15 protein-coding genes are annotated in these 19,432 nt (G+C 63.4%); 4 read left to right on the top strand and 11 right to left on the bottom strand.

Features of this window, described 5'->3' with window-relative positions; translation table 11 throughout:
- Positions 1-352 precede the first annotated feature (352 nt).
- From AAC077_RS16365 to AAC077_RS16335, 7 genes are all read right to left on the bottom strand, one after another.
- Positions 353-1,492: a M20/M25/M40 family metallo-hydrolase gene (locus AAC077_RS16365; protein WP_339771685.1), complete on the bottom strand. Its 1,140-nt coding sequence runs from the start codon at positions 1,490-1,492 to the stop codon at positions 353-355.
- A 54-nt stretch (positions 1,493-1,546) separates the two neighbouring features.
- The gene (locus AAC077_RS16360; protein ID WP_339771683.1) at positions 1,547-2,713 is read right to left on the bottom strand and encodes a M20 aminoacylase family protein; all 1,167 of its coding nucleotides are present in this window, start codon (positions 2,711-2,713) and stop codon (positions 1,547-1,549) included.
- Entirely contained in the window at positions 2,710-4,395 is a 1,686-nt protein-coding gene (locus tag AAC077_RS16355) for an ABC transporter ATP-binding protein (protein WP_339771680.1), read from the bottom strand. Before AAC077_RS16355 ends, AAC077_RS16360 begins: the two co-directional genes overlap by 4 nt.
- Before the next feature lies 1 nt (position 4,396).
- Positions 4,397-5,284, bottom strand: coding sequence for an ABC transporter permease (locus AAC077_RS16350; protein ID WP_339771677.1), 888 nt, complete (start codon positions 5,282-5,284; stop codon positions 4,397-4,399).
- Position 5,285: 1 nt separating this feature from the next.
- Positions 5,286-6,227 carry an ABC transporter permease gene (locus AAC077_RS16345; protein ID WP_028957835.1) on the bottom strand — a complete coding sequence of 314 codons (942 nt, stop codon included), beginning with the start codon at positions 6,225-6,227 and terminating at the stop codon, positions 5,286-5,288.
- Between the two features lie 104 nt (positions 6,228-6,331).
- Positions 6,332-7,942, bottom strand: coding sequence for an ABC transporter substrate-binding protein (locus AAC077_RS16340; protein WP_339771667.1), 1,611 nt, complete (start codon positions 7,940-7,942; stop codon positions 6,332-6,334).
- A gap of 60 nt (positions 7,943-8,002) precedes the next feature.
- On the bottom strand, positions 8,003-9,526 hold the full coding sequence (locus AAC077_RS16335) for a M81 family metallopeptidase (RefSeq protein ID WP_339771664.1): 1,524 nt from the start codon (positions 9,524-9,526) through the stop codon (positions 8,003-8,005).
- 130 nt (positions 9,527-9,656) lie between these two features.
- Here AAC077_RS16335 and AAC077_RS16330 point away from each other — a divergent pair, with 130 nt between their 5' ends.
- Entirely contained in the window at positions 9,657-10,466 is an 810-nt protein-coding gene (locus AAC077_RS16330) for an IclR family transcriptional regulator (RefSeq protein ID WP_339771662.1), read from the top strand.
- 91 nt (positions 10,467-10,557) lie between these two features.
- Here AAC077_RS16330 and AAC077_RS16325 read toward each other — a convergent pair whose 3' ends face one another.
- Positions 10,558-10,860 carry an SH3 domain-containing protein gene (locus AAC077_RS16325; protein WP_339771659.1) on the bottom strand — a complete coding sequence of 101 codons (303 nt, stop codon included), beginning with the start codon at positions 10,858-10,860 and terminating at the stop codon, positions 10,558-10,560.
- A gap of 184 nt (positions 10,861-11,044) precedes the next feature.
- On the opposite strand from AAC077_RS16325, the gene AAC077_RS16320 reads away from it, so the two are divergent.
- Both AAC077_RS16320 and AAC077_RS16315 read left to right on the top strand, forming a co-directional pair.
- Complete coding sequence (locus AAC077_RS16320; RefSeq protein ID WP_339771656.1) at positions 11,045-13,297, top strand: molybdopterin-dependent oxidoreductase; 2,253 nt, start codon at positions 11,045-11,047, stop codon at positions 13,295-13,297.
- A gap of 291 nt (positions 13,298-13,588) precedes the next feature.
- Positions 13,589-14,707, top strand: a complete 1,119-nt coding sequence (locus AAC077_RS16315; RefSeq protein ID WP_339771653.1) for a Hint domain-containing protein — start codon at positions 13,589-13,591, stop codon at positions 14,705-14,707.
- On the opposite strand, the gene AAC077_RS16310 is transcribed toward AAC077_RS16315, so the two are convergent.
- The gene (locus AAC077_RS16310; RefSeq protein WP_339771651.1) at positions 14,688-14,903 is read right to left on the bottom strand and encodes a heavy-metal-associated domain-containing protein; all 216 of its coding nucleotides are present in this window, start codon (positions 14,901-14,903) and stop codon (positions 14,688-14,690) included. The genes AAC077_RS16315 and AAC077_RS16310 overlap by 20 nt on opposite strands.
- A 184-nt stretch (positions 14,904-15,087) precedes the next feature.
- On the opposite strand from AAC077_RS16310, the gene AAC077_RS16305 reads away from it, so the two are divergent.
- Positions 15,088-17,604, top strand: coding sequence for a heavy metal translocating P-type ATPase (locus AAC077_RS16305; protein WP_339771649.1), 2,517 nt, complete (start codon positions 15,088-15,090; stop codon positions 17,602-17,604).
- A 26-nt stretch (positions 17,605-17,630) separates the two neighbouring features.
- On the opposite strand, the gene AAC077_RS16300 is transcribed toward AAC077_RS16305, so the two are convergent.
- Positions 17,631-18,659 (bottom strand): cation diffusion facilitator family transporter, encoded by a 1,029-nt coding sequence (locus AAC077_RS16300; RefSeq protein WP_339771647.1) that lies wholly within the window; start codon positions 18,657-18,659, stop codon positions 17,631-17,633.
- Positions 18,660-18,782: 123 nt separating this feature from the next.
- Entirely contained in the window at positions 18,783-19,430 is a 648-nt protein-coding gene (locus AAC077_RS16295; RefSeq protein WP_339771644.1) for a TetR/AcrR family transcriptional regulator, read from the bottom strand.
- Positions 19,431-19,432: the final 2 nt, after the last annotated feature.

The raw sequence follows: 19,432 nt of genomic DNA, 5'->3' as shown, positions 1-19,432 counted from the left end.
GTCTAACTCCCAATACCCGCAACCCCTTTTTTATACTTTATGACAGTTTTCTGAATTCTTCGCGGAAATCTCATAAAAACAACGGGTTACGACTGCATATTTCTTGCGCATTGACCGCTGGTTTCCGGCGTGGCGCAGGAAAATGGCGGTATCTGGCGGGGAATCCCCTGCAAAGCGCGAGTCACAGGGCCGAGTCACCGCTGACTCGGTGCGCTTTGGTGGTGATTTTGGGGAATCTGAGGGGAATCGGACGGCATCAACGGGGAATCGCACCGGATTACCGGTTCTGTCTGCCAGGTGACCGCACCGGAATGCGGTCGCCTGTGGTATTTAGAGAGCTGCGCGCGGGCGATCAGGCGCCCAAACGACAGTAAAGCGCCGCCGCCAGCTTGGCGCGCTCAATCAGGCTGTCGACTTCGATGTGTTCGGTCAGCGTGTGCAGTCCCTTGCCGCGCACCCCGATCGAATCCAGCGTGGGCAGCCCCAAGAAGCCGGTGAAGTTCCCGTCCGAGCCACCGCCCGCCGAAGCGCCCGACATTTCAAAGCCGATTTCGCCCGCGATCTCTTGTGCCAGCTTCAGCATCGCCATTGTGCCGGGCTGGTTTGGTTCCCATACAGGGCGGGTCACGCCACGCTTCACTTTCATGATCACGTCACCGCTGTCCGAATTCAGCGCCAGCATCTTGGCCACCCCTTCGTCCAGCAGCTCCTGCGTCTTGGCCATGCTCAGCACTTCGGCGTCACAAAAGGATGACACGCAGTTCACCCATTGGCCCGCATGGAACACCCCCAGCGAGAACGTGCAGTCGTCCGTGGTCATACCTTCGATCACCGCCACCGACTTTGCCATCTCGGCAATCGCTGATCTGCCTTCTCCCAGCGCCCAGCCCGCGTGACTGGGTTTGCCACGGGTTTGCAGGTTGAACCGCGCAATCGCATAGCGCCCGATCACCGCACCGCCATCAGGACGGGCGGGTTCGGGAACAAGGATATACTTGTGCCGCTTCGCCTCGGTTTCGATCAGCTCGCGGGTCGACGGTGTGCCGATCTCTTCGTCCGGCGTGAACAGGACCGTGACCGGCAGCGGTGTCTCGACCCCGGCGGCCAGCAGTTTGCGCAGGGCATCCAGAAACACATAGTTGCCGCCCTTCATGTCCATCAGGCCCGGGCCGTAACAAATGCCGCCCTCACGCTTGAACGGCAGTTGCTTGAGCGTGCCGATGGGGTGGACCGTGTCCATGTGGCCCAGCAGCAGAATACCACCCTGCCCGGCCTTGGGGTGGGGCATGGTGGCGCGCACGCTGTCGCCCAGGCCCATGCGCCCCGGAATGCGTTCCACCCGCGCACCCAGTGCGGCCAGATCGTGCTGCACCACATCCATCATGCGGTTGACGGCAGCCGCGTCAAAGGTGGGGCTTTCGGTTTCGATCCAGGGTTTCAGCCCGGCGATCATTTCGTCTGCGTCAAAGGGCAGATCAAGTGGATTGGTCATCGTGTCTCCTCCGGTCCGGTGACGCTGCACCGGCTGTTATATAGAATGGGGCCCTCAGGCCTTGGGCAGGCGGGTTTCGACGATCCGCGCATAGATCGACGCGCCGACGGGCAGGATGGCATCGTCCAGCACAAAGGCCGGATTGTGCAGCGGAATGCTGCCCGCGTGGCCGACACGGCAATAGGCGCCCGGCACCACTTTCAGCATGTCGGCAAAGTCTTCGGACCCTGTCGCCTGTTCGGTGCCTTCCGATGCCATGTCGGCCCCCACCACACCGGCCGCCGCAGCCACATAGGCGGTGGACAGGTCGGGGTCGTTCATCAGCACATCAAAAACATTGCGCAGGTCAACGTCGATCTTGACGCCGTACGCCAGCGCCATGCCTTCGCACAGCTCGCGCATACGGCTTTCGGCCATCTCGATCACGTCGTCGTGGAAATAGCGGATGGTGCCCGCGATGGTCGCGGCCCCAGGAACGACGTTATAGGCCGAGCCCGAGTTGAACTTGGTCACCGACAGCACCAGCGGCTTGGTCGGGGGCGTGTTCCGGCTGACCACAGATTGCAGTTGCTGGATCAGCGCGGTGCCGATCACGATCGGGTCTTTCGACTGGTGCGGCATGGCGGCGTGGCTGCCGGTGCCGGTGATGGTGATGTCGAAAAAGCTGGCTCCGGCCATCGCAGGGCCCGGCGTCACGCTGACCACCCCCGGCTCCGAATTCGGGTCGTTGTGCATCCCGTAGATCTCGTCGCAGGGGAATTTCTCGAACAACCCTTCTTCGATCATCAGGCGCGCGCCGCCCAGGCCCTCTTCGGCGGGTTGAAAGATCAGCACCACGGTGCCGTCGAAATCACGGGTCTCGGCCAGATAGCGGGCGGCGCCCAGCAGCATGGTGGTGTGCCCGTCGTGGCCGCACGCGTGCATCCGTCCCGGATTGGTCGAGCTATAGGCGACGCCGGACGCCTCTTCGATGGGCAGCGCATCCATATCGGCGCGCAGGCCGACGCGGCGGTTGCCGCCGCCCTGCCCCTTGATCAGACCGACAACACCGGTGCCGCCCAGCCCCTCGTGCACCTCGTCCACGCCATAGGCGCGCAGTTTTTCGGCCACGATGGCCGAGGTGCGGGTTTCCTCGAACCCCAGTTCGGGATGCGCGTGAAAGTCCTGACGCATTTCGGTCAGCTCAGCGGCGAAGGCTTCGATTTTGGGGATAACGCTCATGATATGGCTCCTTGTGGTGCGCGCGTCGTGTCCAGCGCGCGGAAATTGGCAAAGTCCCAATGGCGGCCCGGGGCCGCTTCGATCAGGTTGCGGGTGTAGTCGTGGCTGGGGTTGGCCAGCACGTCGCCCGCGGGCCCGTGTTCAACAACCTGCCCCTTTTGCATCACCAGAACGTCGTCGCAGATTTGCGCCGCGACGCGCAGGTCGTGGGTGATGAACAGCATGGCAATGCCAAAGCGGTCCTGAACGTCGTCCAGCAGGTCCAGCACTTGGGCCTGCACGCTGACATCCAGCGCCGACACCGCTTCGTCCGCGACCAGCAGGTCGGGCTTCATCGCCACGGCGCGCGCGATGGCAAGCCGTTGACGTTGACCGCCCGAGAACTGGTGCGGGTAGCGGTCCAGCGCGTCACGCGGCAGGTTCACCAGTTCCAGCAGTTCGGCCGCATGGGTCATCGCCTCGTCCTTCGAGGTGCCAAAGTTGATCGGACCTTCGCACAGGCTGCGCGCCACGGTCCAGCGCGGGTTCAGCGACCGGTAGGGGTCCTGGAACACGATCTGGAAGTGTTTGCGGTGGGGCTGCAACTGACGACGGCTGAGGTGGGCAATTTCCTTGCCCGCCACGGTGACCGCACCACCGGTCGGGTCGATCAACCGCATGACACAGCGCGCCACTGTGGATTTGCCCGAGCCGCTTTCGCCCACGATGCCCAGCGTCCGGCCCGGTGCGATGCTAAAGTTCACATCCTTCGCCGCTTTGACCCCTTTGGATTTGCGGAACACGCCGGTGCCGCCATAGGTCATCTCAAGCCCTTCAACCTTGATGACATCGCCCGCCCCGGCAGCGGCCCGTGCGGGGCGCGGGGCCAGGTTGGGCACGGCGGCCAGCAGCTTGCGGGTGTACTCCTCTTTCGGGTCGGTCAGCAGGTCGCGAATGGGTGCGCGTTCCACGATCCGCCCATTTTGCATCACGCTGACGGTATCGGCAATTTCGGCCACCACACCCATATCATGCGTGATGAACAGCACGGCGGTGCCGTGGCGTTCCTGCATTTCCGAGATCAGCTTGAGGATCTGCAACTGCGTGGTCACGTCCAGCGCCGTGGTCGGCTCGTCCGCGATCAGCAGGTCAGGGTCCAGGATCAGGGCCATGGCAATCATGATGCGCTGGCGCTGGCCGCCTGACAACTGGTGCGGAAAGGCCGAATAAATACGTTCCACGTCTGGCAGGTGCACCTGTTCCATCATGTCGATGGTGCGCTTCTTGGCCTCGGCGCGCGACAGATCGGTGTGCATGTTCAGCACCTCCTCGATCTGCTCGCCCACCCGCAGCACCGGATTCAGCGCGGTCATCGGTTCCTGAAATATCATGGCGATCCGCCGCGCCCGCAGCTCGCGCATCTGCGCGGGCTTGGCGTTGGTGATCTCAACCCCCTCCAGCTCGATCAGCCCGCCCTGTATCTCCAGCGCGTCCTTGGGCAGCAATCCCATCACCGCCAGCGAGGTCACCGATTTGCCCGAGCCGCTTTCCCCCACAAGGCAGTGGGTTTCGCCGGCGCGAATATCCAGATCAATGCCGTTCAGCACAGGATTGGCATCGGGCCGCCCTGTCAGGCCGACACTCAGCTTGCGCAGTTTCAGAACGCGTTTGGCGTCGGTGAAGTCTTTGGATTTGAATTCCATCTTATCCCTCCCGCTTTTTCATGCGCGGGTCCAGAAGATCGCGCGCGGTGTCGCCCAAAAGGTTGATCGCCAGAATGCACAGCGACAGCATCAGCCCCGGCCAGAAGATCAGCCCCGGCTTGATCTGAAAATAGCTGCGCCCCTCGGCCATGATGTTCCCCCAGGTCGGGATTTCGGTCGACACGCCCGCGCCCAGAAAACTCAGGATCGCCTCGATCAGGATCGCCGAGGCGCAGATATAGGTGCCTTGCACGATCAGCGGCGCAAAGGTGTTGGGCATCAGGTGCTGCATCAGGATTTTCGGCATCGACGAGCCCAGCGCGATCGCCGCCTCGACATAGGGCTCTTCACGCGCCGACAGCACGACCGACCGCACCAGCCGCACCACGCGCGGCACTTCGGGCACCGTGATCGCGACGATCACCGACCCCAGGCTGGGACCGTTCAACGCCACCAGCGCAATCGCCAGCAGGATCGCGGGAATGGCCATCAGGCTGTCCATGATCCGCATAATGATGCTGTCAGCGGTGCGGAAATAGCCCGCAACCAGGCCGATGATCAGCCCCACGGCCACACTGACCGCCGCCGCGCCGATCCCGATCAGCAGCGACACCCGTCCGCCGGTCATCACCCGGCTAAAGATGTCGCGGCCATAAGGATCGGTGCCCAGCAGAAATTCGGATGACGGCGGTTTCAGCCGCGCCATCGCGTTCATCGCCAGCGGATCATAAGGCACGTAAAGCGGTGCCAGCAGGGCCGCCAGCACGATAACCACAAGGATCACCGCGGCAAGGATCGGACCAATGCCGACGCGGGCCCCCGCGGGCAGGGAAAACAAGCCGGTCAGGACCTGAAAGGCACTGTGTCGGGATTGAGGAGTTTCGGCCATGTCAGTACCTGATCCTTGGGTCGAAGAATGAATAGGAAATATCAACCAGCAGGTTGACCATCACGTAGATGCCCGCCGTCAGCAGGATCATCGCCTGGATCACCGGATAGTCGCGCGCCAGAATGGCATCGACCGTCAGCCGCCCGATGCCGGGAATGTTGAACACGCTTTCGGTCACCACCACGCCCGAAATCAACAGCGCAAAGCCGGTGCCGATGATCGTCAGGATCGGCACGGCCGCATTGCGCAGCGCGTGACGGAACAGCACGACATTCTCGCGCACGCCTTTGGCGCGGGCGGTGCGGATATAGTCTTCGCCCAGCACTTCCAGCATCGACGCGCGGGTCATCCGCGCGATCAGCGCAATATAGATCGTGGCCAGCGTCAGCGACGGCAGGATCGCGCGGCTGAAGAAGGCACCAAACCCTTCCGAGGGGGCCTTGTACCCCTGCACTGGCACCCACCGCAGGTCGATCGCAAAGATCTGGATCAGGATATAGCCGATGACAAAGACCGGCACCGAAAAGCCCAGAACCGAAAAGGACATGACCAGAAAGTCGACCCAGGTGCGGTGACGCCACGCGGCAATTACGCCCATCGGCACGGCCAGCAGGACCGAAATCACGATGGTCATCAGCGCGATGTTGATGGTCGGCCCCAATCGGGCCCCGACCATTCCGGCAACCGACGTGTTCGACAACAGCGACGTGCCCAGATCGCCCCGCGCCAACTGTCCCATCCATGTCATGAATTGCGTCAACAGCGGGTCGTTCAGACCCAGGCTGTCGCGGATACGTTCCAGTTGCGCAGGTGTCGCCGCATCTCCGGCAAGGATCGCAGCCGGATCACCCGGCGTCAGGCGCAGCAGCAGGAACACGAAGATGGCGACAATCACCATCACCGGTATCGTGGCCAGCACACGCTTAAGAATATAGACGAACATGCAGGATGCTCCTTGGGGTTTGGCGGGTTGGTCGGGCGGGCCGCGTCAGGCGCGCAATATAATAAAGAAAGGGGCGCACGCTGCCGCGCGCCCCTCGGTACAGCTTATTCAGCTTCTTTGGTCACGTTCCAGAACACCGGCACCGGCGAGGGCAGCATGTTCTGGATGGTGTTGCGACGCGCCTGCGGGATCAGGTATTCGCCCATCATAAAGTAGTTGACGTTCGTCATGACGTGCTCCTGAATTTTCACCGCGATCTCTTTTTGCGCGTCGGCATCAGCGGCGGCGACAAAGGCGGCGCGCAGCTCTTCGATCTCGGGGTCTGTCGGCCAGCCGAACCATGCGTCATCCCCGCGACCGTTGACCATCACGTTGATCAGCGGGTCGGAAATCTCGGGCACCATCCAGTTGGTGAAGAACAGGTTCCAGCCACCTTCGCTGACCGGGTTCTGCTGGGCGCGCCGCTGCACGACCGACTGCCAGTCCATGGATTGCAGATCGACCTCGAACCCCGCTTCGCGCAGGGCTTGCGCTGCCACGACCGGCTGGTTGATCAGGCTGACCACATCGGTGGGCGCCATCAGCGTGATGGGGGTGCCATCATAACCGGCCTCTTCCAGCAGCGCCTTGGCCTTTTCGATGTTCGCGCCGCCTGTCAGGTCTTCGGACCCGGCTTCACTGCCCAAAGGTGTCGAGCAGCCAAAGATCGCACCACAGACGTTATAGTATTCGGGATCGCCCTGCATGGTCGCCAGCATCGACTCCTGGTCCAGTGCCGCCATCGCCGCCTGACGGATCAACTGGTTGTCGAACGGCGGCAGCAAAAAGTTGGGGCGACCAACCGCGACATAACCAAGCTGATCGCGCTTTTCGACAGTGACATCGGGGTTCGAGCTGAGGATCGGCAGCAGGTCGATCTGCACCTGTTCCAGATAGTCGATCTCGCCCGCCGACAGCGCGTTGATCGCGGTCAACGAGTCGGGCATGGTTGTCCACACGACCTTGTCGACATTGACGACTTTGCCGCCTGCCATCCACGATGCCGGCTCGTCGCGGGGCACGTAGTCGTCGAACTTCTCATAGGTCACCGAAACGCCGGGTTCATATTCATCCGCGTTAAAGACGAAGGGACCAGAGCCCACATATTCAGTAATGGTTTCATCCGGCGACGTGGCCGCAATGCGTGCGGGCATGATGAACGGCGGCACCGCCGACTGTTTCGAAATCACGTCCAACAGGGGTGCGAACGGTTCGGTCAGCGTCCAGACGACAGTTTTGTCGTCCGTCGCTTCCAGGCTGTCGGTCACGTCAAAAATCAACTGCCCGCCCGAGTCGCGCTTGCCCCAACGGGTCAGCGACGCGACAACGTCGGCACCGGTCACGGGCGCGCCGTCGTGGAACATCAGGCCGTCACGCAGGGTGAACGTATAGACCAGACCGTCGTCCGAGATCTCCCAGCTTGCCATCTGCGGCTGCGGGGCAAAATCTTCGTCCACGGCGGTCAGCACGTCATAGATCATGTAGGCGTGGTCGCGGGTGATGTGCGCGGTTGTGATAACCGGATCAAGAACACGCAACCCCGAGTGCATGACGGCTGTCAGCGTCTTTTCACCGTCCTGGGCCAGCAGCGCGCTGGGGGCCATCAGGGCCGTGCCCGTGGCCAAAGCCGCAGCAAGGCCGCGGGTGGTTTTCAAAGCAGATCTAAGTGTCAGCATTTTTGTTTCCCTTGTTGGTTTTCGTTGGTGGTTAAAAGCGCGGCAGACATGCTGCCGCGATCATGGCGTACCGGTTAGGGCACGCGCAGTCTGAAAAGCGGGGCCGTTCGGACACAGCCGCAGCCCCTCGCGCAGCCGCGTGAACGGCAGGTCGGCCGGGCTGAACGGCATCGGGCCTGGCGCGCAGGCCACGATGATCTCGCGGGCGATGGGCGCAAAGTCGGCGCGAAAGTGGGTCGAGCTTTTGACGACCACAATCGCCTGATCCTCGGCGGCGATCCCGACAAACCGGAACATCTCGCGGTCGGCCATCTGGGCGATGCGGCTGGTCACAACGACCGATACGCCGCCGATGCGCAGGCAGGCCGAGGGGCCAAGATCCAGATGCGTACCGCCGTAATAGGGGCCGGTCGCCTGCATCTTGCCATCCGACAGGAACACAACCTCGGCCTGAACTTCGACCGGTTTGATGTCGGGCAGCGCGGGGTGCCCGCCGATGCAGAAACGCGCCACCGCCCCCTGCCCAGCGGCATGGGCGTGCCGCGCGGTTTCGGGGTCAACGATCAACCCGATGGCCGCCCCTTGGGCGTCCGCGTCGATCAGCGCGCGCAGCATTCCCGTGGTGGCAGACACGCCGCCCGCACCGGGATTGTCCTGCGTGTCGGCAATCACCACCGGACCCCCGCCGGATTGCGCGACAGCCGCTTGCGCATAAGCCACGGCGGCGTCCGGTTGATAGGTGACATTGTCAAAATCAGATTCGACGGCTTCGTAAGACGCCGCAATCGCATCGGCAGCGCGGTCTGCGGCACCTTGGGTTTCGGCAAAGGCGATGGCGCAGGGGCCGCAGTCGGGAATGTCTGCCGCAGGAAAGCCCATGAACAACGACGCCGTCAGCGCGCCGTCGGCCTCGACCTTGGTCAGACCTTCGTACAGCGCACGCGCGGGCATCAAGTCGGTGCTTTGGAACGGGATCGGCACCAGATAGGACATCTGCCGGAACGCTTTGGCCGGGCGCAGCCCGTCGCGCATCAGCCGGTCCAGCAGCCGCGCCGCCGACGCGCCGGTGTCGGCCATGTCCACGTGCGGATAGGTGCGAAACCCCACCAGCACGTCGACCGCATCCACGAAGCCTTGCGAGATATTGCCATGCAGGTCCAGCGCCGCCGCAATCGGCACATCCGGCCCCACGACCGCGCGCACCCGCGCCAGAATTTCGCCCTCGCCGTCGTCGATGTGATCGGCCACCATCGCACCGTGCAGGTCCAGAAAAACACCGTCCAGCGGCCCCGCCGCGCGCATGCCGTCAACGATGTCGTCCAATATCTGCTCGAATGCCTGCTTGGTCACCGGTGCCGACGGGATCGCCCCCGCCCACAGCACCGGGACAACGTCCCAACCCTGCTCCGATGCCACCCGCAACGCGCCGGACATGCCCAGATTGACGCAGCGCAGGGCGTCGAACATCCCGACGCCTTTAACCAACGGCACATAGCCGCCGCCCGCTTGGAACGCGGTCAAATCCGCCGGATCGGGGGCGAATGTATTCGTTTCGTGCAGAAAGCCTGCCAAGGCTACTTTCATGAAATCCCCGCTCTCTTGCCAGCCAGTTCGTTAGGACGTCAGCTTAACAAGTGTATTGCATAGCGATACAGATGTATCGTATCTCAATCATAGGAATGATTCTTCGCTCACGTCAACATCGAGGTATTTGATGCCCAGCATTCTGCGTTCGGATTCGCCCAGGGCGACCAATTTTCAAGCAGAGGAAGACCGGCTTTTTGTACGGTCCGCCGCGCGGGCCATGCAGGTGCTTAGCGCGTTCCACCACGCCGACCGCCCTCTGAGCCTTGCGAGTATCGCCGAACGCGCGGGCATTGACCGGTCAGCGGCGCAGCGGCTGGTGCACACGCTGGTACAGTTGGGCTATGTCCGGCGCAGCGGTGACGACCGGGGCTATTTGCCGGGGCTCCGGCTGCTGGATCACACGCTGGACACCCTGCGCATGGACCCCGTGGTGCAAAAGGCGACGCCGGTGTTGCTGGAACTGCGCAAAACCGTGTCCGAGCGGGTCGACCTGAGCCTGTTCGACGAAACCCGCCTGATCTACGCCCTGCGGATGCAAAGCAAACGCGAAACCTTTTATGCAACTCTTGTCGGCCACAGCATCCCGACCTTTTGCACGGCGGGCGGCCGCGCTGTGTTGTCTGCCTTGTCCGACGACGCGGTGCGCGATGTGATCGCCCGCACACCGCTGCACGCCTATACGTCGAAAACCCAGACCGACCCCGAGCTGATACTGGACACGATCCGCACCGCGCGCCGCGAGGGCTACGCGATGGTCCAGGATGAATTCGTTCTGGGCGAAGTCGCCATCGGCGTGGTCATCACCGGACGCGACGGCAGCCCCTTGGGCGCAATCCACGTCGCGGCGTCGCTGTCGGAATGGACCCCCGACACATTCGCCCATCAGGCGGCCCCCGTGGCCATCGAAGCCGCACGCGCCATCGTCGGAAGCCTGTAGGCGCCGCGCGGGTTCACCGCTGGCGCAGGTATGCCCACACTAATTTTCGCGCAGATATGCCCACATTACTTTTCGCGCAGGTAAGCCCACATTACTTTTCGCGCAGGTACGCCCACGACACATGCCCCTTCACCGACCGCGCCCCCTTGAGCGACACCTCGCACCAGCGCGTGCCGCCGGTCTGCGTGCAGTTGTGCACCCGCAAGACCGTGCCGTTGGGCAGACCCAGTATCACCTTGTATCCAATACCGGGACCGGCCCGCATTTTCAGCATGTCGTCGTCGTCGACCCCCGTTACTTCGTAATATCCAAACGGCGCGGCAACTGCCGACCCTGCGGGGATTAACGTCGCCAGCATCGCTGACGCAACTGCAAGAAGGATGGCTTTGCGCATCTTTGTCTCCTGTATACTGCCTCGGCTTTCTTCGTAGACAGTCCGCCCTCCAAAAGGAACCACGAGATGCATCCATCGGCGGGATTGGCCCCCTCAAAATCGCCGACCACGCCATATGCATCTTTTATTTGCCTGCACCGAAGCCTAGCTTCGCCGCAAATCAGACTTGCAAAGGAACTGAACGATGGCCGACAGCTCAGGCACCCGCACCAAGGTCACGACAAGCCATTGGGGGGCCTTCGAGGTTGATGTGGAAAACGACCGCATCGTTGCAACGCGCCCCTTTGCCGCCGATCCCCACCCTTCGGCCATTCCCGACATCCTGCCCGCCGCGGTGCACCACCACACCCGCGTCGCCCGCCCGTCGATCCGGCGCGGCTGGCTGGAAAACCGCACCCCCACGGGCCGCGGCAGCGACGAATTTGTCGCCTTGCCCTGGGACGAGGCGCTGGACATCGCCGCCGCCGAACTGGACCGCGTGCGCAAGACCCATGGCAACACGGCCATCTATGGCGGCTCTTACGGCTGGGGCTCGGCCGGGCGCTTTCATCATGCGCAAAGCCAGGTGCACCGGTTTCTGAATACCGCCGGCGGCTATGTGGCGTCTTTCGGCAGCTATTCGACAGGCTGCGCGCAGGCCATCATGCCCCATGTCATTGGCGAGAACTTTCTGAAGTTTCTCTACGAACATCAGGACGGCTGGCAGACCATCCACGACAACACCGAAACACTGGTGATGTTCGGCGGCGTCAATCCGAAGAATGCCCAGGTCAGCATGGGCGGCATCACCGAACACGAAACCGCAGGCTGGTTCGACCGCTTTGCCGCCAAGGGCATGCGCTGCATCAACATCGGCCCACAGCGGGTGGATGCGCCACAGATGTGCGAATGGATGCCGCTGCGCCCCGGCTCGGACACCGCGTTGATGCTGGCGCTGGCCTATGTGCTGGAGGAGGAAGGGCTGACAGATCACGCATTTCTTGCGCGCTGCACCACCGGGTTTGACCGCTTTGCCCCCTATCTGATGGGCCAGACCGATGGCCAGCCCAAGACGCCCGAATGGGCCGCCCCCCTGTGCGGTGCCGAACCGGATGCGATCCGCGAACTGGCGCGGCGCATGGCCGCGACCCGCACGCTGATCACCGTCGCGTGGTCGCTGCAACGGGGCGAACATGGCGAACAGCCCTATTGGATGTCCGCAGTGCTGGCCGCGATGATCGGCCAGATCGGCCTGCCCGGTGGCGGCATCGGCTACGGCTATGGCGCGATTGGCGGCGTCGGCAAATCGCTGAAAGGGATGAGCGGCATGACCTTTTCCCAAGGTCAGAACCCCGTCAACACGGTCATCCCCGTCGCCCGCGTCGCCGATATGCTGCGCAATCCCGGGCAGATGTATGACTTTAACGGAACCCGCGCGCCCTACCCCGACATCCGGCTGGTCTATTGGGCGGGCGGCAATCCGTTCCATCACCATCAGGATCTGAACGCCCTGCACGACGCATGGCAACGCCCCGAAACGATCATCGTCAACGAACCCTGGTGGACCGCCACGGCCAAACGCGCCGACATCGTGTTTCCGGCGACCACCCCATACGAGCGCGAGGACATCGGGCGCACCAATATGGACGACTATCTGTTCCACATGCCACGTCTGATCCCGCCCGTGGGACAGGCCCGCGACGACTATGCGATCTTTGCCGGTCTGGCGGAACGGATGGGGCTGGGCGAGGATTTCACCGAAGGCAAGGACGCCGACGCCTGGATTGAAACCCTGTATCAGGAATACCGCGAGCGGGCAGCGGGGCAAGGCATCGAGGTACCCGACCTGAACGGGCTGCGGGCGCAGAACTGGGTGCATTTGCCAATCCAGCAAAGCGGCCCCAACCGGACCTTTCTTGCCCTGTTCCGCGAAGACCCCGACGGGGCGCCGCTGAAAACCCCATCGGGCAAGATCGAGATCTTTTCCCAGACCATCGACGGCTTTGGCTATGACGACTGCCCCGGGCATCCGGTGTGGCTGCCGCCGACCGAATGGCTGGGCACCGCAACAGCAGCCGCGCCGCTGCATCTGGTGTCGCCGCAACCGGGCGACAAGCTGCACAGCCAGTTGGAAAGCGCGTTAGCGGATGTGCCGGGCGCGCGGCCCGAAACGCTGGTGATCCACCCCGACGATGCCACCCGGCGCGGCGTGCAAACCGGCGATCTGGTGCGGGTGTTCAACGCACGCGGGGCGTGCCGCGCACGCGCATCGGTCAGCGACGCTATCCGTCAGGGCGTTGTCGCCCTGCCCACCGGCGCATGGTTCGGCGACCCCGGCGGCAACATGGACCCGCACGGCAACCCCAACACGCTGACCCGCGACCTTGGCACCTCGCGGCTGGGTCAGGGATGCAGTGCGCACACGGCGCTTGTGGATGTCGCCAAGCTGGACGCCTGACCGCCGCACATCAGACAGCCCGCGCGCGGGCTGTCACCGGCCCGCACGCCGGCTGCGCAAAGATTTTGATGCAGCGCAAAAGGTTTCTTAAACATTTTCCCCCACATTCCGGCGCACCACTTGGGAAATGCGTCACGTGCGAATGTCGGCTTTCACTCTAACGCGTCCACAGCGACGCTGCCGCGACCGAAACTGTGCCGTGCTTGCGACACAGGGCCTGCGCACAGGTCGGCGCCCCTTTATCTGCGTGCCTTTGCGCCCCGTCACATCACGACCGCGTGGGGGCGCCTGATGTCAGCGTTCGAAGTGTACCTGTATTCTCTGGACAGCGTGACCTCGTACACCGGTCCGGGGTCCTTGTTCCCCAACAGTTCGCTGGGAAATACAAGCGTTGCCGGCACCGTCACCTTTGGCGATCTGACCGGGGAGAAAATCATTGTCCACGACAACGATCCCGACTTCAATGACGGCGACACCGGCGTGCTGGGGATCGGCGGGCAAACATCGGAAAGCTCGGGCAGCCTGTTCAACCTGACAGGGTCCAGCGAAACCGAATACTCTTATACCCTAACCGATCCGGGCACGGGCGACACGATCAGGATCTATGCCTTCACCTCCTCGGACTTGCTGGGGCTCAGCAACAACGTCGTCGGTTTCGTCGCAGACGGAGTGATCGACCCGAATGTCACCTATTCCATTGCCTATGACCAAGGGACGCCAAGTGTACCCTATTCCTCGCTGGTCATCTGCTTTGCCGCAGGCACCTGCATCGCCACGGGCCCCGAAGCGGTGGCCCGGGTCGAGGACCTGAGGATCGGGGACAGGGTGCTGACCGCCGATCACGGGCTATGCCCGATCCGGTGGATTGGCGCCCGGCACCTGTCGCAAACCGCGCTGGCAGCGTCCCCCTCGGTCCGCCCGATCCGCATTCGCGCAGGCGCGCTTGGCAGGGAACTGCCTGAAACCGATCTGATTGTCTCGCCGCAGCACCGCGTTCTTGTCAGGTCCGGCATCGCGCAGACCCTGTTTGGCGCGCAGGAAGTCATGGTCGCGGCGAAGCACCTGACCACGATCAACGGCATCGCCCGCGTTGATGATCTGACACCGGTCAGCTATTTTCACCTGCTGCTGGACGCCCACGAGGTCATATTTGCCAACGGCGCCGAAACCGAAAGCCTGTTCGCTGGGCCACAAACCCTGAAAACACTGTCTGCCGCCGCACGCATTCAGATTGACGCCCTCGGCATGGATCTGACCGAACCGCCGCCGTCCTGCCGCCTGCAAATATCAGGCCATCAGGGCCGCGCACTTGCCCTGCGGCATCGCAAGACCAACACGCCGCTGGTGTCATGCGGGCGGATATACCGGGGCGTGACCGGTCAGGGCGACGTCAGACAACCGTCGGCGTAAATCCTGCCGCATCCAAGGCCGCGCGTGCGGTTTCGGCGTCGCCTGCGACCTGAACGATGTGCGTCGTCAGATCGACATCGACCGCAGCCTCCGGCAACGCTTGCGCCAGGGCACCGCGCACGGATTTTTCGCAATGTCCGCATGTCATGTCCGGCACGTGCAAACGGGCGGCGGTTCGGGGGATGGTGTCGCTCATGGAAAATGTCCTTTGTTCGGCCCGCGCGGGGGCGGCGCATCTGCGTTCTTCGATACAGATGGGGGTTCCACCTGCTGGAGTGTCAAGGACGCACAAATTAATTTCACCCCACCCCCTTTACCTTCCAGCAACTGTAAACCCTATGTAGGGGGCAATCATCCACCACCGGACGGAAAGCACAGCAATGGAAACGGCACATACCCTATCTCTGCGCGTCGACGACATGTCTTGCGCCTCGTGCGTCGGACGGGTCGAAAAGGCGCTGAATGCCCTGCCCGGCGTGCAGTTGGCCGAGGTGAACCTTGCCACCGAATCCGCCCGCGTGCGCCACGATGGCAGTGTCTCGGCCACGACCTTGACGGGCGCGCTGGACGCCGCCGGTTATCCCGCCCGCACGCTGGACACCACCATCGAGGTTTCGGAGATGAGCTGCGCGTCCTGCGTGGGCCGTGTGGAAAAGGCACTGATTGCGCTGCCGGGCGTCACGCAAGCACAGGTCAATCTGGCCACCGGGCGGGCCGATGTCCGTTATGTTGACGGCACCGTCACGCCGTCAGACATCGCCGCCACGGCGACACAGGCGGGGTATCCCGCAAAGGTCCATGCCGCCGGCCAAACCGATGACACCGTCACCCGCAAGGAAGAAGAGGCTGCCGGATTGCAACGTGCCGCCCTGCTGGCCGCGGCGCTGACGCTGCCGGTCTTCGTTCTGGAAATGGGCGGGCATATGATCCCTGCCTTTCACATGTGGATCCACAACACCATCGGCACGCAAACGTCGTGGATCATCCAGTTTGCGCTGACCACGCTGGTGCTGATCGGACCGGGCCGCATGTTCTACGCCAAGGGCATCCCTGCCCTGCTGCGCGCCGCGCCCGATATGAACAGCCTTGTCGCCGTGGGCACGCTGTCGGCCTACCTGTACTCGGTCATCGCCACATTCCTGCCAGCACTGCTGCCCGACGCCGTGCGCGCGGTCTATTTCGAAGCAGCCGCGGTCATCGTCGTGCTGATCCTGATCGGCCGCTGGCTCGAGGCGCGCGCCAAGGGGCGCACAGGCGCGGCCATCCAGAAGCTGTTGGGGCTGCAAGCGCACACCGCCAATGTCGAACAGGACGGCCAGATCGTCGAACGGCCCATCGACGACATCCGCACGGGCGACATTCTGGTCGTGCGCCCCGGCGAACGTGTGGCGGTGGACGGCACGGTTGTCGACGGCGACAGCCATGTCGATGAAAGCATGATCACCGGCGAACCTGTGCCTGTTCTAAAAAGCACCGGCGCCACGGTGACCGGCGGCACGGTCAACGGCGCGGGCGGCTTTCGTTTTCGCGCAACGCGGGTCGGCGGTGACACGACGCTGGCCCAGATCATCCGCATGGTCGAACAGGCCCAGGGCGCGCGGCTGCCCATTCAGGGTCTGGTAAACCGGATCACCCTGTGGTTCGTCCCCGCGATCATGGCCGTCGCCGCGCTGACCGTGCTGGCGTGGCTGTTGCTGGCCCCGTCGCCCGCGCTGACCTATGCGCTGGTTGCGGGCGTGTCGGTGCTGATCATCGCCTGCCCTTGCGCCATGGGTCTGGCCACCCCCACGTCGATCATGGTCGGCACCGGACGCGCGGCGGAACTGGGCGTGCTGTTTCGCAAGGGCGACGCGCTGCAAGAGCTGTGCGAGGTCACAGTGGTGGCACTGGACAAGACCGGCACCGTGACCGAAGGCCGCCCCGAACTGACCGATCTGGTGCTGGCCGAAGGGTTTGACCGTGGCCAGGTTCTGGCGCTGATCGCGGCGGTCGAAGGACGGTCGGAACATCCGATTGCCCAGGCGATTGTCCGTGCCGCACAGGCCGAAGGCGCGGCGCATCAGACTGTCGAAAGCTTCACCGCAATCGCCGGCTATGGCGTGCGCGCACAAGTGGACGGGCGCGACGTGCTGGTGGGCGCGGACCGTCTGATGGCGCGTGAAGGCGTCGACACCGGTGCACTGGCGCAGGTCGAAACCTCATTGGCCCGCGCCGGACGCTCGGCCCTGTTCGCCGCCATCGACGGGCGCATTGCCGCCGTCATCGGCGTGGCAGACCCCGTGAAACCCGCCAGCGCCGCCGCCATCGCTGCCTTGCGCGCCCAAGGGTTGCAGGTGGCCATGATCACCGGCGACAAACGCGAGACAGCCGAGGCAATTGCCAGCGAGCTGGGCATCGACCACGTCATCGCGGGCGTTCTGCCAGATAGCAAGGTCGCAGCCCTGAACACCCTGCGCGAAGGGGGCCGCAAGGTGGCCTTTGTCGGGGATGGTATCAACGACGCCCCCGCGCTGGCCCATGCGGATGTCGGCATTGCCATTGGCACCGGCACCGATGTGGCGATTGAATCGGCGCATGTGGTGTTGATGTCGGGGGATTTGCGCGGGGTGGTGAACGCCTTTGCCGTGTCGCGCGCGACCATGCGCAACATCCGGCAGAACCTGTTCTGGGCCTTTGGCTACAACACCGCGCTGATCCCCGTGGCGGCGGGTGTGCTGTACCCTGCATTCGGCATCTTGCTGTCGCCGGTGCTGGCGGCGGGGGCGATGGCGCTGTCGTCGGTCTTTGTCCTGAGCAACGCGTTGCGGTTGCGCGGGGTCAAGGCGCAGATGGACGAAAACGCCGCAGTGTCCCAACCCGATGCGGGTGCAAATGCGGTTCCGGCAGCGGCAGAGTAACGGGCCGCGCCCCGCGCATTGACAGGTCAGGCAGGTTTCGGGGCGTGGCTGTGGCCATGGTCGTGATCATGATCATGATCATCCATTTCCCCGGCATCCGGGTCCAGCGCGCAGGTCACATCGCCCTGGCCAAAGTCCACTTCGATGGTGGAATGGGCAATGCCGTAGTCCTGCGCCAACAATGCCTTGACCTCGGACAAGGCTTTCGCCGCATCGGTCCCATCAGCCAGCTGCACATCCATCGTCGCCACAGGCTGCCCCGAGGTGATCGACCACACATGCACATGGTCCACATTGACCAACCCCTGCACCTGCGCGACCAGCGTCTGCTTCAAATCCGACACCACGACGTTCCCCGGCGTGCCTTCCATCAGCACGTTCAGCGACGCCTTCAGCAGCGCCCAGGCCGACCGCAACACGATGGCCGCCAACAGCACCGACAGGATCGGGTCAATCGGGGTCCAGCCGGTGAAATAAATGGCAACGGCCGCAACGATTGCGGCGACAGACCCCAGCAGGTCGCCCATCACATGCACCATCGCGCCCCTGATGTTGACGTGTTCGGTGTCACCTTTCATCAGCATCCAGAAGACACCGCAATTCACCACCAGCCCCAGAACCGCAATCACCAGCATCGGCCCCGCCAGCACGGGCGCAGGCTCCAACAGACGTTGCACCGCCTCGTAGGCGATCCACAGCACCAGCAGGATCAGCGAAATCGCGTTGATGAAGCCCGCAAGGATCTCGAACCGCATGTAGCCAAAGGTGCGCTTGTCATCCCGCTTGCGACGGCCAAACCGGAAGCCGGCCCACGACAGGGCCAGCGCGGCGGCATCGGTGAACATATGCCCCGCATCCGCAATCAATGCCAATGACCCGGACAACAGCCCGCCGATCAGCTCGGCGAACATGAATCCGAAGGTCAGCAAAAAGCCGACCAGAACCACTTTTTCATTGCTGGCACTGACATCGGGGGCGTGGCTGTGCACCCCGTCGTGGTCGTGGCCTGCATGATCATGGTCGTGGCCGTGGTCGTGATCATGGTCGTGGGGCATATCAGGTGCTTTCATTCGGCTGGGCTGCGGTTCAGAACACGACGACACCCATCAGCCTAACAGCGCGAAATGACAGCCTCAAGGCGCCGGCCCCTGTTGTGATCACGGGGGCGTTGCCCGCTGTCAGCCTGCAAAGCCCGCGGCGCAAAAGCGGACAAGATGAGCAATCTGCTCCTCCTCGGACCCATCCCCCGCCCCCAGATCGCCAATCCGGTTCTTCGAGGTCAGCAACGCAAGCATGGCCGAGACGGAAAAGACGAAGCCAGCAGCCACCTGCTGTCTGGACACATCCGGCAACTGCAACAGGATTTCCGCGATGAATACAGCGGCGGTGGGGTCAAAGTACTGCGCAGACAGGTCGCGCCAGCGGTCATCGACCGACACAAAGGCCACCAGCCGTGCATAATCGCGCCAGCGCGGATCTTCCGCCGACAGCGTGAAAAAGGGGCGCATGAAGGCATCCAGAATGTCGTGCAGGGTCATGGCCTGCCCGCCCCGCGCCTGTTCCAGCGCCTCCAGACGGGTGCGCGCCAATGCCTCGGCCCGCCGCGCGACGGCCTGATGAAACAGGGCCTCTTTGCCACCGCCGTGATGGTGGATCGTGCCGATGGGTTCGCCCGCTTCGGCGGCAATGTCACGAATCGTGGCACCATCGAAACCGCGATGGGCAAACACCTGTTCCGCCGCATCCAGAACCCGCGCGCGCGTCGCCAGGGACCGCTTCGAGGGCGCTCTTTTCCGTTTCGCATCAGTGGCTTGATCAGGCTTCATAA

Origin of the sequence: uncultured Pseudosulfitobacter sp. (genome assembly GCF_963976325.1) — a bacterium.
Lineage (GTDB): Bacteria > Pseudomonadota > Alphaproteobacteria > Rhodobacterales > Rhodobacteraceae > Pseudosulfitobacter.
Note: the sequence above shows the minus strand (reverse complement) of the source record. Positions and strands in the feature narration are given on the sequence as shown.

Excerpts from the sequence above, each read along its gene's own strand:
- AAC077_RS16305 (WP_339771649.1), top strand. The coding sequence starts at position 15,088 with ATGGAAACGGCACATACCCTATCTCTGCGCGTCGACGACATGTCTTGC.
- AAC077_RS16340 (WP_339771667.1), bottom strand. The coding sequence starts at position 7,942 with ATGCTGACACTTAGATCTGCTTTGAAAACCACCCGCGGCCTTGCTGCG.
- AAC077_RS16360 (WP_339771683.1), bottom strand. The coding sequence starts at position 2,713 with ATGAGCGTTATCCCCAAAATCGAAGCCTTCGCCGCTGAGCTGACCGAA.
- AAC077_RS16335 (WP_339771664.1), bottom strand. The coding sequence starts at position 9,526 with ATGAAAGTAGCCTTGGCAGGCTTTCTGCACGAAACGAATACATTCGCC.
- AAC077_RS16350 (WP_339771677.1), bottom strand. The coding sequence starts at position 5,284 with ATGGCCGAAACTCCTCAATCCCGACACAGTGCCTTTCAGGTCCTGACC.
- AAC077_RS16295 (WP_339771644.1), bottom strand. The coding sequence starts at position 19,430 with ATGAAGCCTGATCAAGCCACTGATGCGAAACGGAAAAGAGCGCCCTCG.
- AAC077_RS16330 (WP_339771662.1), top strand. The coding sequence starts at position 9,657 with ATGCCCAGCATTCTGCGTTCGGATTCGCCCAGGGCGACCAATTTTCAA.
- AAC077_RS16355 (WP_339771680.1), bottom strand. The coding sequence starts at position 4,395 with ATGGAATTCAAATCCAAAGACTTCACCGACGCCAAACGCGTTCTGAAA.
- AAC077_RS16345 (WP_028957835.1), bottom strand. The coding sequence starts at position 6,227 with ATGTTCGTCTATATTCTTAAGCGTGTGCTGGCCACGATACCGGTGATG.
- AAC077_RS16320 (WP_339771656.1), top strand. The coding sequence starts at position 11,045 with ATGGCCGACAGCTCAGGCACCCGCACCAAGGTCACGACAAGCCATTGG.
- AAC077_RS16310 (WP_339771651.1), bottom strand. The coding sequence starts at position 14,903 with ATGAGCGACACCATCCCCCGAACCGCCGCCCGTTTGCACGTGCCGGAC.
- AAC077_RS16315 (WP_339771653.1), top strand. The coding sequence starts at position 13,589 with ATGTCAGCGTTCGAAGTGTACCTGTATTCTCTGGACAGCGTGACCTCG.
- AAC077_RS16325 (WP_339771659.1), bottom strand. The coding sequence starts at position 10,860 with ATGCGCAAAGCCATCCTTCTTGCAGTTGCGTCAGCGATGCTGGCGACG.
- AAC077_RS16300 (WP_339771647.1), bottom strand. The coding sequence starts at position 18,659 with ATGCCCCACGACCATGATCACGACCACGGCCACGACCATGATCATGCA.
- AAC077_RS16365 (WP_339771685.1), bottom strand. The coding sequence starts at position 1,492 with ATGACCAATCCACTTGATCTGCCCTTTGACGCAGACGAAATGATCGCC.